13 protein-coding genes are annotated in these 14,149 nt (G+C 70.3%); 6 read left to right on the top strand and 7 right to left on the bottom strand.

Features of this window, described 5'->3' with window-relative positions; all coding sequences use genetic code 11:
* Positions 1 to 12 precede the first annotated feature (12 nt).
* Together dut and L3Q67_RS40750 are read left to right on the top strand one after the other, a co-directional pair.
* On the top strand, positions 13 to 501 hold the full coding sequence (gene dut / locus L3Q67_RS40755) for a dUTP diphosphatase (protein ID WP_499186747.1): 489 nt from the start codon (positions 13 to 15) through the stop codon (positions 499 to 501).
* Positions 501 to 1,160: a DUF3710 domain-containing protein gene (locus L3Q67_RS40750; RefSeq protein WP_499186746.1), complete on the top strand. Its 660-nt coding sequence runs from the start codon at positions 501 to 503 to the stop codon at positions 1,158 to 1,160. The genes dut and L3Q67_RS40750 overlap by 1 nt, the downstream gene beginning before the upstream one ends.
* Positions 1,161 to 1,242: 82 nt before the next feature.
* Here the strand turns inward: L3Q67_RS40750 and L3Q67_RS40745 are convergent, their stop codons facing one another.
* Complete coding sequence (locus L3Q67_RS40745; RefSeq protein WP_499186745.1) at positions 1,243 to 1,971, bottom strand: alpha/beta fold hydrolase; 729 nt, start codon at positions 1,969 to 1,971, stop codon at positions 1,243 to 1,245.
* A gap of 114 nt (positions 1,972 to 2,085) precedes the next feature.
* Between L3Q67_RS40745 and L3Q67_RS40740 the strand changes: the two genes are divergently transcribed.
* Complete coding sequence (locus L3Q67_RS40740) at positions 2,086 to 2,463, top strand: OB-fold nucleic acid binding domain-containing protein (protein WP_499186744.1); 378 nt, start codon at positions 2,086 to 2,088, stop codon at positions 2,461 to 2,463.
* Positions 2,464 to 2,506: 43 nt separating this feature from the next.
* The gene (locus L3Q67_RS40735) at positions 2,507 to 3,271 is read left to right on the top strand and encodes a DUF3159 domain-containing protein (RefSeq protein WP_499186743.1); all 765 of its coding nucleotides are present in this window, start codon (positions 2,507 to 2,509) and stop codon (positions 3,269 to 3,271) included.
* A 7-nt stretch (positions 3,272 to 3,278) separates the two neighbouring features.
* Here L3Q67_RS40735 and L3Q67_RS40730 read toward each other — a convergent pair whose 3' ends face one another.
* The 3 genes from L3Q67_RS40730 to L3Q67_RS40720 are packed head-to-tail and all read right to left on the bottom strand — an operon-like array spanning position 3,279 to position 5,845.
* Entirely contained in the window at positions 3,279 to 4,514 is a 1,236-nt protein-coding gene (locus L3Q67_RS40730) for a tetratricopeptide repeat protein (RefSeq protein ID WP_499186742.1), read from the bottom strand.
* A gap of 9 nt (positions 4,515 to 4,523) precedes the next feature.
* A complete protein-coding gene (locus L3Q67_RS40725; protein ID WP_499186741.1) occupies positions 4,524 to 5,180 on the bottom strand; it encodes a potassium channel family protein in 657 nt (218 codons plus the stop codon).
* On the bottom strand, positions 5,180 to 5,845 hold the full coding sequence (locus L3Q67_RS40720) for a potassium channel family protein (protein WP_499186740.1): 666 nt from the start codon (positions 5,843 to 5,845) through the stop codon (positions 5,180 to 5,182). The genes L3Q67_RS40725 and L3Q67_RS40720 overlap by 1 nt, the downstream gene beginning before the upstream one ends.
* A gap of 121 nt (positions 5,846 to 5,966) precedes the next feature.
* On the opposite strand from L3Q67_RS40720, the gene L3Q67_RS40715 reads away from it, so the two are divergent.
* Together L3Q67_RS40715 and L3Q67_RS40710 are read left to right on the top strand one after the other, a co-directional pair.
* Complete coding sequence (locus tag L3Q67_RS40715) at positions 5,967 to 7,985, top strand: APC family permease (protein WP_499186739.1); 2,019 nt, start codon at positions 5,967 to 5,969, stop codon at positions 7,983 to 7,985.
* On the top strand, positions 7,982 to 9,145 hold the full coding sequence (locus tag L3Q67_RS40710; RefSeq protein ID WP_499186738.1) for a class I SAM-dependent RNA methyltransferase: 1,164 nt from the start codon (positions 7,982 to 7,984) through the stop codon (positions 9,143 to 9,145). The genes L3Q67_RS40715 and L3Q67_RS40710 overlap by 4 nt, the downstream gene beginning before the upstream one ends.
* A 73-nt stretch (positions 9,146 to 9,218) precedes the next feature.
* On the opposite strand, the gene L3Q67_RS40705 is transcribed toward L3Q67_RS40710, so the two are convergent.
* Genes L3Q67_RS40705 through L3Q67_RS40695 form a run of 3 tightly spaced genes read right to left on the bottom strand, consistent with a single transcriptional unit; the run spans position 9,219 to position 13,779 of the window.
* The gene (locus L3Q67_RS40705) at positions 9,219 to 10,766 is read right to left on the bottom strand and encodes a GMC family oxidoreductase (RefSeq protein ID WP_499186737.1); all 1,548 of its coding nucleotides are present in this window, start codon (positions 10,764 to 10,766) and stop codon (positions 9,219 to 9,221) included.
* Positions 10,763 to 12,274, bottom strand: coding sequence for an APC family permease (locus tag L3Q67_RS40700; protein ID WP_499186736.1), 1,512 nt, complete (start codon positions 12,272 to 12,274; stop codon positions 10,763 to 10,765). The genes L3Q67_RS40705 and L3Q67_RS40700 overlap by 4 nt, the downstream gene beginning before the upstream one ends.
* 26 nt (positions 12,275 to 12,300) lie before the next feature.
* Positions 12,301 to 13,779 (bottom strand): aldehyde dehydrogenase family protein, encoded by a 1,479-nt coding sequence (locus L3Q67_RS40695; RefSeq protein ID WP_499186735.1) that lies wholly within the window; start codon positions 13,777 to 13,779, stop codon positions 12,301 to 12,303.
* Between the last annotated feature and the right edge of the window lie 370 nt (positions 13,780 to 14,149).

Here is a 14,149-nt window from a genome sequence, read left to right as displayed (position 1 = left end):
GTCTCGCGGCCCGTGTCCAGCGTGCAGGTACTCCTCTCCCGGGTAGATCCCGGCGTCCCGTTGCCCGGCTACGCCCGCCCGGGTGACGCCGGTGCCGATCTCGTCACCACCGTGGACGTGGTGCTCGATCCGGGGGAGCGGGTGGTGGTCGGGACCGGGGTCGCGATCGCGCTCCCCGAGGGTTACGCGGGGTTCGTGCACCCGCGGTCCGGCCTCGCGGCCAGGGCCGGGCTGTCGGTGGTGAACACCCCGGGCACGATCGACTCCGGCTACCGCGGGGAGATCAGGGTCTGCCTGATCAACCACGATCCGCGGGAGCCGCTGAAGCTGGCGCGCGGGGACCGGATCGCGCAACTGGTGGTGCAGCGCGTCGAGCACGCGCGGTTCGTGGAGGTGGCGGAGTTGCCGGAGACCGAGCGCGGCGGCGGCGGTTACGGGTCGACCGGCGGCCACGCGGTGTTGAGCTCCGGCGTACCCGCCGGTGAGGAAACGGAGAAGTAGTGGGGATTTTCGGACGTAAGCGGCGCGCCGAGGCCGACGACGAGCGGCCGAGGGGCCGGCACGCGGCACCGGAGGACGGGGACGACGACTATGACGCGTACCTCGATCCGGAGGTCACGAGCGGTCCCTACGACATCGCCGACGCCCCGGAGGACGGGATCCCGCGCATCGACCTGGGGTCGGTGCGGGTGCCGGTGCCCGAGGGCTCGCAGGTGCAGGTCGAAATGGACCAGGCCAGCGGTGGCGTGCGCGCGGTGCACGTGGTGACCCCGGTGGGGCAGGTCACGGTCAGCGGGTACGCCGCGCCGAAGTCCGGTGGCCTGTGGACCGAGGTGTGCGGCGAGCTGACCGAGCAGCTGCGCGCGGACGGCGCGAAGGTGCAGCCGGGCCGCGGCGAGTGGGGCATGGAGCTCTCGGCGATCGTCGGTGAGGTCGCGCTGCGGTTCATCGGCGTCGACGGGCCGCGCTGGATGCTGCGCGGGGTGATCGCGGGCCCGCAGTCGCAGGCGGCCGCGGCGCCGGACGTGCTGCGCGAGATCGTGCGGCACACCATCGTCGTGCGTGGTGACTCGCCGATGCCGGTGCGCACCCCGCTGACCATCGAGCTGCCGGAAGCCGTGCAGCAGCACATCGCCGCCCAGCAGCAACAAGGCGGCTGATCCCCGGCGGGGCCAATGCTATGAGTGGGGCATTACTTGCAATGAATGCAAGTAATGCCCCACTCATAGCGTTCGAAGGGGGTTAGCGCCGGTTGGGAGGGGCGTGGGGGTCGTTTGCGGAGTGCCAGGCGGCCACGGCGGCGCGGCCGAGGGACTCCCGGTCTTCGCCCAGTGCCGTGAGCGTGGTCTCCCGCACGCACGCCTGGGGCAGCGCCGCCGCCCAGGTGCGGGCGACCGTGGCGGGATGCACGGGGTCGTCGGTGCACGCGGCGATCCCCACCGGGATTTGCAGCTGTGCCAAGGCATCCAGGGTCGGCGCGGGATGGGCGCCCGCGGCGCGGAGACCGGCCGCGAGTGCGTCGCCGTGGCGGGGCCAGGCTCGCCGGAGTTCGGCTGCCAGCCAAGGGGCGACGCCGTCGGTCGCGACCTCCAGCGCGGCGGTCAAGCCGTCCCGCTCCACGAGATCCGCCGAATACCGGGCGGCGACCGACGCCGGGGCCCCGTCCGGCACGCCGTTCCACGCGGGCAGTGCCAGCAGCAGGCCCGAACACCGTTCCGGGTTCGCGACCGCCCATTCCGCCGCCAGGTGCGCACCCAGGGAAACGCCGCCGACCAGCAGTTTTCCGCCGTTTTCCGCCGCGGCCGCGGTGAAGGCGGCGAGGTAGCCCTCGACCAGCGCGGTGCCGTCGGCGGGCGGTGGTGGGGCGATGAGCGTCATCCCGGCCCCGGCCAGTGGCCCGGCGAACACCGAGCGGACGAAGATTTCGTCGGATCCGGTGCCGGGCAACAGAACGGCGGGTGCGGGGGGCATCGTGCAGGTCACGTTGCGATCCTGGTCCGAAATCGGTTTTCCTGGCCGGGGAAAGCTACGCTGGTAAGGCACGGGCCGTTCGAGTCGGGGCCCCGGAGCACAGGAGCACCGCATATGCCCGCCAAAGACGGCGGCTACTTCAGCCGGTTGGTTCGCAAGCTGACCATCGACGTCGACGAACTCGACGCCGACGACCTTTCCGAAGAGTCCGAAAAGTCCGGTGCGCGCCGCGCCTGCGACTGCCGTTCGGGCGAGGAAGTGACTGTGCTCGGGCGCCTCAGAAGCGTCGAACTGTGCCCCTCGAGCGAAGTGGCCACGCTGGAGGCCGAACTCTTCGACGGGACCGACGGGGTCACCCTCGTCTGGCTCGGCCGCCGGCGCATCCCGGGCATCGAGCCTGGGCGGACGGTGAAGGCACGTGGCAGGATGGCGGACCGCGACGGCCGCAAGGTGCTCTACAACCCGTACTACGAGTTGCAGGTGACTTCCTGACGCCGCGCGTGTCCGTGCACCTCGAGCAGAGTGGTAACACACCGTGAGCGAAGACCCGCGAACCGATCGCAAGGACGCCGACGGCGAGACCGGGCAGCAAGAACGCAAGATGCCCACCGTCTGGGAGGACATGGGCGGCGCGATCGGGCTGTTCTACTCCTCCTTCCCGGTGATGGTTTTCGTGCTGGTGAACTCGTTCGCCGGGCTGATGCCGGGCATCTGGAGCGCGGTCGGGGTCGGCGTGTTCTTCGTCGTCTTCCGCGCGGTCCGCAAGGAGCCGCTCAAGCCGGCCATCTCCGGGTTCATCGGCATCGCCATCTCCGGGTTCATCGCCTACCGCACGGGTTCGGCGAAGGGCTTCTTCCTGGTCGGGATCTGGTTCAGCCTGGCCTGCTTCGCCATCGTGGCGATCACCATCGTGTTCCGGTACCCGCTGGTCGGCGTGCTGTGGAGCGTGATGAACCGCGTGCCGATGAAGTGGAAGAAGGACAAGTCCTCGGTCTACGGCTACGACCTGGCCACCGCGGCGCTGGCCGCCGTCTTCGGCGCCCGGTTCATCGTGCAGCGCTGGCTCTACGAGGAGGACTACACCGGCTGGCTGGCGTTCGCGAAGATCGCCATGGGCTACCCGTTGTGGGGCCTGGCGCTGCTCGTGGTGGTGTGGGCCATCCGGCGAGCGGACAAGCGCATCAAGGAACGCGAAGCCGAAGAAGGCCCAGCAGGGCCTGACGGGGCCGAGGAGACCGACGAGCAGGCCGAGGCCCGGCTGCGGCAGAAGTACGCCCAGACGCCGGATCAGCCCTCGTAACCGCGCTTCACAGAAGAGGCTCGTGGCGCAGGCCGCGCAGCACGCTGAGCACCTCGGTGCGGCGGTCGTGCGAGAGCGGCCGGAAGGCACGCGCGGCGATCCGGTCGGTCAGCGCGTCGATCCGGACGCGTTCCGGGGACCCGGGGGCGAGCCGCCGGACCGAGCGCACGGTGTGCCCTTCGGCCTGCCACGCGACCGCGTGCGCGTCCGCCCGGTGGTGACGCAGCGCGTTCAGCCGGTGGAACAGATCACCCGCCACGCCGGGGTCGGGGTTGTGCTCGGTGAGCCTCGCGACGGCGTCGAAGACCGGCCCGCCGGAGGTGCCCGCGGCGCCGAGGACGACCTCGTCGGCTAGTGACTTACCTAGAACCGGTTCCCCCCAAAGGGTGCGGGCCGTCTGCGCCTGCGCGACCGCCAACTGGCGCAAAAGCGCGCGACCGCGTGAGCTGACCACGACCGTTTTGGCCGTTTTGAGCAGCCAGCCGGCGGCCACCAGCGCGTCCAGCCGCGCCTCCAGCCCGGTGGCGTAGCGGTGCAGCCCGCGCACCACCTCCAGCGGCACCGGTTTCGAGACCCCGAGCAGGCCGAGTTCGACCAGCGTGCCCGCGTGCGGCGGCAGGCCGTGCCGGTCGAAGATGGCCGGGGCCAGCCGGGTCGCGGTGAGCTTGTGCACCGCGGGCACCAGGCGGTCCAGTTCGGCGCCCGCCGCGGCCGCGGTGACCGCCGCGTCGGCGGCGTCCAGCGCGGTCCTGGTGGTCTCGATCAGCTCCTCGTCGCCGCCGTAGAGCCGCAGGCGCATCGCGGTGGCGAACCGCTCCCGCGCGAGCACCCAGTCCCCGGCGTCGTAGGCGCACTTCCCGGCGTGCTGGTAGACGAAGTGCACCTGGTCACCGGCCAGGTGCGCGTCGCGGAGGCAGTGCCGGAACTCGGATTCGGCGAGGGTGAACCGGCCCTGCCACTGGTGCACGTGGGCCAGCCGGACCCGCGCCAGCACCGCGTCCCGCGGCCGCGTGGCCAGCTCGACCGCGCGCCCCAGCTGGGTTTCGGCCTCGTCGAGCCGTTCCAGGAGCCGGGCCGCGACGCCGATGGCGGTGCGGTGGGCGCGTTCGTCCTCGGGGTCGGCCGGTGCGGGCCGGGCCAGTGCCGCGTCGAGCCACAGGGTGAGTTCGGCCGGGTTCTCGACCTTCTCCCGCAGGCTTTCCGGGTCGATGCGGTAGCGCGCCGGCCAGACTGGTTGGGCCATATCAGCCGATCAGTACCCCAGCGCCGCGCGGATCTCCGGTTCCACATCGGACTGCGAGACGAACAGCAGCTCGTCGCCCGCCTCCAGCGGGTCCTCCGGCTGCGGCACGATCACCCGCTCGCCGCGCAGGATGGTCACCAGCGCGGCGTCGCGCGGCAGCGCCAGGTCGCGCACCGGGCGCCCGGCCAGCGGGGTCTCGTCCGGCAGGGTGATCTCCACCAGGTTCGCCTGGCTCTGCCGGAAGGTCATCAACCGCACCAGGTCGCCGACGCTGACCGCCTCCTCCACCATCGCCGCCAGCATGCGCGGGGTGGACACGGCCACGTCCACCCCCCAGGCGTCGTTGAACAGCCACTCGTTGGCCGGGTTGTTCACCCTGGCCACCACCCGGCGCACCGCGAACTCGGTCTTCGCCAGCAGCGAGACCACCAGGTTGACCTTGTCGTCCCCGGTGGCCGCGATCACCACGTCGCACAGCTCGATGTCGGACTCTTCCAGGGTGGAGACCTCGCAGGCGTCCCCGAGCACCCAGTCGGCCTGTTCCACCGTCTCCGGCATGAACTGGTCGGACTGGCGCTCGATGAGCATCACCTGGTGCCCGGCGTCGACCAGTTCCGCGGCGATGGACCGGCCGACCGCGCCGGCTCCGGCAATGGCGACCCGCATCAGCTCTCCTCCTCCGGGGCGCGTGAGGCCACGCTCGTCACGTCGCTCACCGTGCCCGAGTGCGCGGCCACGTAGACCAGGTCCCCGGACTGCAGCACGGCCTTCGAATCGGGCAGCACCCCGGTGCCGAAGCGCATGATGAAGGCCACCCGCGCGCCGGTCTCGGCCTGCAACTGGGCGACGCTGCGGCCGATCCAGTCCTCGTGCAGCGGCAACTGCAGCAGGGCGACCGTGCCGGAAGGATCACGCCAGTCCGAGGCGACCCCGTCGGGCAGCAGGGTGCGCAGGAAGCGGTCGGTGGTCCACGGCACGGTGGCCACCGTCGGGATGCCGAGGCGCTCGTAGACCGCGGCGCGCTTGTGGTCGTAGATCCGCGCCACCACGTGCTCGACGCCGAAGGTCTCCCTGGCCACCCTGGCCGAGATGATGTTCGAGTTGTCCCCGCTGGACACCGCCGCGAACGCCCCGGCGCGCTCGATGCCCGCCTCGATCAGCACCTGCCGGTCGAACCCCACCCCGACCACCTGCTGGCCGTGGAAGTCGCTGCCCAGCCTGCGGAACGCCTGCTGGCTGCGGTCGATCACCGCCACCTCGTGGCCGAGCCGTCCGAGCGCGGCGGCCAGCGATGCGCCGACCCGGCCGCACCCCATGATCACCACGTGCACCGTTGCGCCTCCCTAATCTCACACACCAGCCGAGAACCTACCGGCAGCACCCGGGGTGGGGGAGGGCGCCTTACCGCCCGGCGCTCGGCCGGACGGGTGAGGACTGGATTACCCTTCGCCCGTGTCCAAGTTCGCCACCGCGGCCAAACGGCTGGTACTCGGCCGGCCGTTCCGCAGCGACCGCCTGGCCCACAACCTCTTACCCAAGCGGATCGCCCTGCCGGTGTTCGCCTCCGACGCGCTGTCCAGCGTGGCCTACGCGCCGCAGGAGATCTTCCTGACGCTCAGCGTCGCCGGCCTGGCCGCGTTCACCATGTCGCCGTGGATCGGGCTGGTCGTGGTCGTGGTGATGCTGGCCGTGGTCGCCAGCTACCGGCAGAACGTGCACGCCTACCCCAGCGGCGGCGGTGACTACGAGGTCGCCACGGTCAACATCGGCCCGCGGGCGGGGCTGACCGTGGCCAGCGCGCTGCTGGTCGACTACGTGCTCACGGTGGCGGTGTCCATCTCCTCGGCGGCGGCGAACATCGGCGCGCTGGTGCCGTTCGTGGCCGAGCACAAGGTGCTCTTCTGCGTCGGCGCCATCCTGCTGCTCTCGGCGATGAACCTGCGCGGTATCCGTGAATCGGGCAGCACCTTCGCGGTGCCCACCTACGCGTTCATGATCGGCATCTTCCTGATGATCGGCATCGGGCTCTACCGCACGCTGATCGCCGGGGAGGACCTGCGCGCGGACAGCGCCGGGCTGCAGCTGGCCGAGGACAACGAGCACCTGACCGGCCTGGCGATGATCTTCCTGGTGCTGCGCGCGTTCACCCAGGGCTGTGCCGCGCTGACCGGCGTGGAGGCGATCAGCAACGGCGTGCCCGCCTTCCGCAAACCCAAGTCCCGCAACGCGGCCACCACGCTGCTGCTGCTCGGCACGATCGCGGTGACCATGTTCATGGGCATCATCGTGCTGGCGCGCGAGACCGGGGTGGTGCTGGCCGAGCGCCCGGAGAGCCAGCTGCTCAACGCCCCGCCCGGCTACACCCAGGACACGCTGATCGTGCAGCTGGCGCACACGGTGTTCTCCGGGTTCGGCTTCGGTTCCTTCTTCGTCATCGTGGTCACCGGGCTGATCCTGGTGCTGGCCGCGAACACCGCGTTCAACGGGTTCCCGGTGCTCGGCTCGATCCTGGCGCAGGACCGGTTCCTGCCGCGGCAGCTGCACACCCGCGGTGACCGGCTGGCCTTCTCCAACGGCATCCTGTTCCTGGCCGGGTTCGCCGTGGTGCTGGTGATCGCCTTCGAGGCCGAGGTGACCCGGCTGATCCCGCTCTACACCGTCGGGGTGTTCGTCTCGTTCACGCTGAGCCAGATCGGCATGCTGCGGCACTGGAACCGGTTGCTCGCCAGGACCACCGAGCCCGCCGAGCGGCGCCGGATGCGGCAGTCCCAGGGGATCAACACCTTCGGCCTGGTGATGACCGGGTCGGTGCTGATCATCGTGCTGATCACCAAGTTCCTGGCGGGTGCCTGGATCGCCATCGTCGCGATGGTGCTGATCTTCCTGCTGATGAGCGCGATCCGGAAGCACTACGACCGGGTGGCCGAGGAACTGCGCAAAGAAGACGAAAAGCCCGCCGTGCTGCCTTCGCGCAACCACGCCGTGGTGCTGGTGTCGCAGTTGCACCGGCCGACGCTGCGTGCGCTCGCCTACGCCAAGGCGACCCGGCCGGACGTGCTCGAAGCGGTCACCGTCAACGTGGACGACTCCGACACCCGCAAGCTGGTGTCGGAGTGGAGCAAGCACGATTTCAAGGTGCCGCTGAAGGTGATCGAATCGCCCTACCGCGAGATCACCAAGCCGGTGCTGGACTACGTCAAGCGGATCCGGGGCGACAACCCGCGGCACGTGGTCACCGTGTTCATCCCGGAGTACGTGGTCGGGCACTGGTGGGAGCAGATCCTGCACAACCAGAGCGCGCTGCGGCTCAAGGGCAGGCTGCTGTTCCAGCCGGGCATCATGGTGACGAGCGTGCCGTGGCAGCTGAAATCGTCGGCCAAGGCCTTCGACCGCGCCGACCGCGAGCGCCCGGCCGCCGGTGACGTGCGCCGCGGCCTGCTGGGTTCACGATCTTCCGAGGGCGGTAAATGAGCGAGCAATGGACCGGGCGCCGGATCGAGCTGGAGATCGGCGCGGTCGCACACGGCGGGCACTGCGTGGCCAGGGCCGAGGGGCGGGTCGTCTTCGTCCGCCACGGCCTGCCGGGTGAGCGGGTGGTCGTCGAGGTCACCGAGGACAAGGGCGGTTCGTTCTGCCGGGCCGACGTGGTCGAGGTGCTCACCGCGGCGCCGGAACGGGTGGAACCGCCGTGCCCGCTGGCCCGTCCCGGCCGCTGTGGTGGCTGCGACTGGCAGCACGCTTCGCCTGCGGCACAACGGGAGCTGAAGGGTGCGGTGGTCGCCGAGCAGCTCCAGCGGCTGGCCGGTATCTCGCGGGAGGTCGAAGTCGAGGAGCTGCCAGGCGGTCCACTGGGCTGGCGGACGCGGGTGCGGCTGGTGGCCGGTCGTGACGGTCGCGCGGGGTTGCGGGCCCACCGCAGCCACCGGGTGATCCCGTTGGCGGGCAACGGGTGCCCGATCACCGTGCCCGGTGTGCTGGACGACGTGCTGGCGCGGACCTGGCGGCCCGGCAGTGAAATCGAGGTCACCGCGGACGCCGACGGACAGGTGCACGTGGACAGCACCGGGGTCGCCGTGCAGCGCGCCGCCGGCCGCGACTGGCGGCTGGACGCCCACGGTTTCTGGCAGGTGCACCCGGCCGCCGCGGACACCTTCGCCGCGGCGGTGGGCGAATGGGCACGGGCGCCGCGCACCGGACGCGTGTGGGACCTGTACGCGGGCGTCGGCTTGTTCGCCTCGGTGCTGGCCGAGCAGGTCGGACCGCGGGGGAACGTGCTGGCGGTCGAGTCGGGCAGGCGCGCGGTCGTCGACGGTACGGCGAACCTGGTGGACCTGCCGCAGGTGCACTGGCGCTCGGGCCGGGTCGAGGAGGTGCTGGAAGCGCTCGACCCGGACGACGAACGCCCGGACGTGGTGGTGCTGGACCCGCCGCGCAAGGGCGCGGGCAAGACGGTGGTCGACGCGATCGCCGAAGGTTCACCGGAACGCGTGGTCTACGTCGCCTGCGATCCCGCGGCACTGGCCAGGGACCTGGCCACCTTCGCCGAGCACGGCTACGAACTGGCCGGGCTGCGCGCCTTCGACGCCTTCCCGATGACGCACCACGTGGAGTGCATCGCCCTGCTGCAGTGACCAGTTGAAGCGCGACCGACACGAATGTGGCTTTGGGGGCGGATTCGGCCCCCAAAGCCACATTCGTGTCGCGTCAGGCGTCTTCGGCGATCATGTCGGCGCAGCGTTCGCCGATGGCCATGGTGGTGATGCACGGGTTCACCGCGACCAGGAACGGCATCGCCGAGCCGTCGCACACCCGCAGGCCCTCGACCCCGCGCACCCGCAGGCGTTCGTCCAGTGGCGCCAGCGGATCGCCGGGGCCGCCCATCTTCACCGTGCACGACGGGTGGTACACGGTGTTGTGCGTCTTGCGCAGGTAGTCGGCGATCTCGTCGTCGCTTCGCGCTTCGGCGCCAGGGGCCAGTTCCGCGCCCGCGTACGCGGCCATCGCGGGCTGGGCCACGATCTCCCGCGCCAGCCGCACGCCGTGGGTCATCACCCGCATGTCGTGCGGATCGGTGAAGTACCGCGGATCCACCTTCGGCCGGTCGCGGAAGTCCCTGGTGCGCAAGCGAACCGTGCCGGTCGACCGGCTCCGCGTGACGTTCGGCGTCAGGCAGAAGCCGTTCTCGGTGGTCGGGTAGCCGTGCCGCAGGGTGTTCAGGTCGAAGGGCACCGAACCGTAGTGGAACATCAGGTCCGGCCGGTCGAGGCCGGGCTCGGTGGTGGTGAAGATGCCGATCTCCCACCACTGCGTGGATTCGGTGACCATCGGCTGCTTGGCGTCCCACTGGACCAGGCCCTCGGGGTGGTCCTGCAGGTTCTCGCCGACCCCCGGCGAGTCCACCAGCACCTCGACGCCGACCTCGCGCAGGTGCTCGGCGGGCCCGATGCCCGAGAGCATCAGCAGCTTGGGCGAGTCGATCGCGCCCGCGCTCAGGATCACCTCGCGGCGTGCGCGGATCTCGTCGCTGTGCAACAGATCCGGCGCCTGGTATTCGACACCGACGCACCGCTTGCCCTCGAACACCAGCTTCTTCGCCCGCAGCCCGGTCCTGACCTCCAGGTTGGCCCGCTGCCCGATGATCGGGTGCAGGTACGACACCGAGGCCGAAGACCGCGTGCCGTCTTCGCGGGCGTTGATCTGGAACCAGTTCGCCCCGTGCGTCACGGTCTTGCCGGAGTTGAACTCCGTGCGCGGGATGCCCGCCTGCTCGCACGCCTCGAGCAGCGCCACGCCGACCGGGTCGTGCGGCGGCACCGAGCGGATGGTCACCGGCCCGGACCGGCCGTGGTGCTCGCCCGGCCCGTCGTTGGTCTCGAGTTCCTTGTACAGCGGGAAGATGTCCGCCGCGGACCAGCCGGGCAGGCCGAGCGAGGCCCACTCGTCCAGGTCCTCGGCGGGGGCCCAGAACGCGATGCACGAGTTGTGCGACGAACACCCGCCCAGCACCTTCGCCCTGGCGTGGCGCAGGAACGAGTTGCCCGACTCCTGCGGCTCCACGAGGTAGTCCCAGTCGTAGGCCGATTCCAGCAGGCCCATCCACCGGTCCAGCCGCAGGATCGCCTCGTCGTCCACATCGGACGGTCCGGCTTCGAGCAGGCACACGGTGACCGACGAGTCCTCCGACAAGCGTGCCGCCAGCACCGAACCGGCGGTGCCCCCGCCCACGATGACGTAGTCGAACTCTTCGCTCACGCGGTTTCCTCCTGGATCTTCGGATCTTCGGCCCGGTGGTCGTCGAGGATGCCGGTGTGGTGGCGCAGCCGGAACCAGTAGTAGGCGAAGCCGAGCCCGGCCACCGCGCCGACGAACAGCACCGCGCCCCACTGCAGGTACCAGTGGTAGGGCTCGGTGGCGTTGTAGACCTCCCGCCGCGGCCACGCCAGGTTCACGATCATGCCCGCGCCCCACAGCACGCCGAGGATGTTCACCGGCAGGCCGAACTTGCCCAGCGAGAAGTACTTCCTGCCCTCCACCTCCGGCGGCGGCCACTGCCCGCGCAGCCGCTTGACCAGCATCGGCACGGTCACCAGCAGGTAGGCGAAGTAGATCATGATGATGCCGATGCTGGTGATCACCGTGAAGATCTGCGGCTGGTTGATGTTCACCAGCAGGATCACCACCGCGATCACCCCGGCCACCACCGCCGGGATCACCGGCGTCTTCGTCTTCGGCGAGATCCGCGCCAGCTTCGCCCCGGCGGGCAGCGCGTTGTCGCGCGCCATCGCGAACATCATCCGGATGGCCGCCGACTGCACCGCCAGGATGCACACGGTGATCGCGATGACCACGGTGATCAGCAGGATCTTGCCGACCGTGCTGCCGAGCACGTCCAGCACGATGAACTGCAGGCCGCCGGTGGCGATCTCCGGGTTGCCGATGTCGCCCACGGCCATCAGCGCGAACAGCAGGATCAGCCCGCCGAGCAGGAAGGAGAAGATCAGCGCGCGCAGGATGGCCTTCGGCGCGTTGCGGCGCGGGTCGTGCGATTCCTCACCGAGCGAGCTGGCCGTGTCGAAGCCGTACATCACGTAGGTCGAGGCGAGCGAGGCGACCAGGAACGCGCCGAGGTAACCGCCGCTCTGCCCGGCACCGGCGTCCCGGGTTTCCATGACCACTTCGGGCCCGCGGGTGATGTTCGCCGCCAGCAGCACGATCAGCAGCACCGCGGCGATGAGCTCGATGAACACCCCGGCGCTGTTGATCCGCGCCATCAGCTGCACGCCCCAGGCGTTGACCAGGGTGGTGAACACGATGAACGCGGTGCCCAGGATCACCGCGTTGACCGCGGGGTTCTCCACGAACTGGAAGACGTCGAGGATCTGCGGCAGGGTGATCTGGTACGCCAGCGCCACCGAAGCGATCGAGACGATCGACGCGGTGAGCATCATCCAGCCCGCCAGCCAGGCCACGTGCGGGCTGCCGAGGCGTTTCGACCAGTTGTAGATCGAGCCGGCCACCGGGTAGTGCGCGGCCAGCTCGGCGAAGGACAGCGCGACCATCAGCTGCCCGGCGAACACCAGCGGCCACGACCACCAGTAGGCGGGCCCGCCGAAGCCGAAACCGAAGTAGAACAGCTGGAACGTGCCGGTGAGGATGGAGATGTAGGAGATGCCGGCGGCGAAGGTGTGGAAGTTGCCGAGCGTTCTCTCCAGTTCCTGCTTGTACCCGAAACCGGCCAGGCCGTCGTCGGTCTGACTCATCGCACCGTCCTTCTCGCTAGCTGTGCTCAGCGCTGGTCACCGGAGAACCAGTGCTGCGGTCCCGGGCGGGTGTTCTGGTAGATGTGCTTGGCTTCCTGGTACTCGGCCAGCCCGGTCGGGCCCAGTTCGCGGCCGAAGCCGGACTGCTTGAAACCGCCCCATTCGGCCTGCGGCAAGTACGGGTGGTAGTCGTTGATCCAGATCGTGCCGTGCCGCAACCGGTTCGCCACCCGCTGCGCCTTGGACACGTCCGAGGTGAACACGCCGCCGGCCAGGCCGTAGTGCGTGTCGTTGCCGATGCGGACCGCGTCGTCCTCGTCGGTGAAGGTCTCCACGGTCAGGACCGGGCCGAAGGACTCCTCGGTCACCGCGAAGCTGCCCTGCGCCACGTTGTCCAGCACGGTCGGCAGGTAGTAGTGGCCGCCGGTGAACTTCTCGCCCTCCGGCCGCTTGCCGCCGGTGCGCAGGACCGCGCCCTCGTCGATCGCGGTGGCCACGTACCGCTCCACCTTCTCCAGGTGTGCCGCGGAGATCAGCGGCCCGGTCTCGGCGTCGGGGTCGAACGGCCCGCCGATGCGGATCTGCGCGGCCCGGCGCACGATCTCGTCCACCAGCCGGTCGTGCAGCTCCTCCTGCACGATCAGCCGGGCACCGGCCGAGCAGACCTGACCGGAGTGCAGGAAGGCCGCGGTCAGCGCGAAGTCCACCGCGGTGTCGAAGTCGGCGTCGGCGAAGACCACGTTCGGGTTCTTGCCGCCCAGCTCCAGCGCCACCTTCTTGACCGTGGCCGCGGCGGCCGCCGCGACGATCCGGCCGGTGGCGAGGCCGCCGGTGAACGAGACCAGGTCCACGTCGGGGTGCTCGGACAGCGGCGCGCCGGCTTCGGGACCCGCGCCCAGCACCAGGTTGGCCACCCCGTCCGGGACACCGGCCTCCATCAGCAGGCGCATCAGCATGATCGAGGTGTGCGGGGTCAGCTCGCTCGGCTTGAGCACGAAGGTGTTGCCGGCGGCCAGCGCCGGGGCCACCTTCCACGCGGTCTGCAGCAGCGGGTAGTTCCACGGCGTGATCAGCCCGCAGACGCCCACCGGCTCGTAGGTGATCCGGCTGATCGCGTCCGGGTTGCCGGTGTCGACCACCCGGCCGCTGTCCTGCCCGGCCAGCTTGCCGAAGTAGCGGAAGCAGGCGGCGATGTCGGCCATGTCGTATTCGCTCTCCAACAGCCGCTTGCCGGTGTCGAGCGATTCGGCCCTGGCGAAACTCGCCTTGTCGCGCTCCAGCAGCTGTGCCACCCGGAGCAGGACGTCCCCGCGCTCCCAGATCGGGGTGGCCGGCCACGGTCCGTTGTCGAAGGCGTCGCGCGCGGCGGCGATGGCCGCTTCGGTGTCCTCACGCGTGCCTTCGGCGACCTCGGCGACCAGTGAACCGTTGGCCGGGCACCGGATCTCCCTGGTCCGCCCCGCCTGCGAGGCCACCCACTGCCCACCGATGAAGAAGTCCGCCATCTGCCCTCTTTCGACCTGCGTTGGTTGCGCGCGCGTGCGAGGGGGAATCCTACGCCGTTCGGGCGATTTGGCTATCCAGTGCGAGGCGGTCCAGTGATCTCCCCGACGCGCGCGGGCTCCCGGTTGGACAGTCGATCCGGCTCGGGCGGACGCGCGTGAAAGCCAGGTGCGGCACGGATTCCGCCAGTTCCCGGAAACTTCCCAGGTCGGTGGCGAGCGAATCCCCTCCCCTGCGGTGCTCGCCGGGATCATGATCACGTACCATCGATGTGGATGGTTTGTTTCCCACTTTTGACGACCAGGTGACGTCCTCGCTCCACCGCAGGCCAGGGCACTGATCACCCGGTCGTGACGTGATGCCAGCCGCGTG

Origin of the sequence: Saccharothrix sp. AJ9571, from assembly GCF_021725495.1 — a bacterium.
Classification (GTDB): Bacteria; Actinomycetota; Actinomycetes; order Mycobacteriales; family Pseudonocardiaceae; genus Amycolatopsis; species Amycolatopsis magusensis.
The sequence above is the reverse complement of the archived record's forward strand: the minus strand, read 5'-3'. Positions and strand labels throughout refer to the sequence as shown.

Bases quoted from the DNA above. Each gene is read 5' to 3' on its own strand.
- L3Q67_RS40745 (WP_499186745.1), bottom strand. From the start codon at position 1,971: ATGCCCCCCGCACCCGCCGTTCTGTTGCCCGGCACCGGATCCGACGAA.
- L3Q67_RS40740 (WP_499186744.1), top strand. From the start codon at position 2,086: ATGCCCGCCAAAGACGGCGGCTACTTCAGCCGGTTGGTTCGCAAGCTG.
- L3Q67_RS40730 (WP_499186742.1), bottom strand. From the start codon at position 4,514: ATGGCCCAACCAGTCTGGCCGGCGCGCTACCGCATCGACCCGGAAAGC.
- L3Q67_RS40725 (WP_499186741.1), bottom strand. From the start codon at position 5,180: ATGCGGGTCGCCATTGCCGGAGCCGGCGCGGTCGGCCGGTCCATCGCC.
- L3Q67_RS40710 (WP_499186738.1), top strand. From the start codon at position 7,982: ATGAGCGAGCAATGGACCGGGCGCCGGATCGAGCTGGAGATCGGCGCG.
- L3Q67_RS40700 (WP_499186736.1), bottom strand. From the start codon at position 12,274: ATGAGTCAGACCGACGACGGCCTGGCCGGTTTCGGGTACAAGCAGGAA.
- L3Q67_RS40695 (WP_499186735.1), bottom strand. From the start codon at position 13,779: ATGGCGGACTTCTTCATCGGTGGGCAGTGGGTGGCCTCGCAGGCGGGG.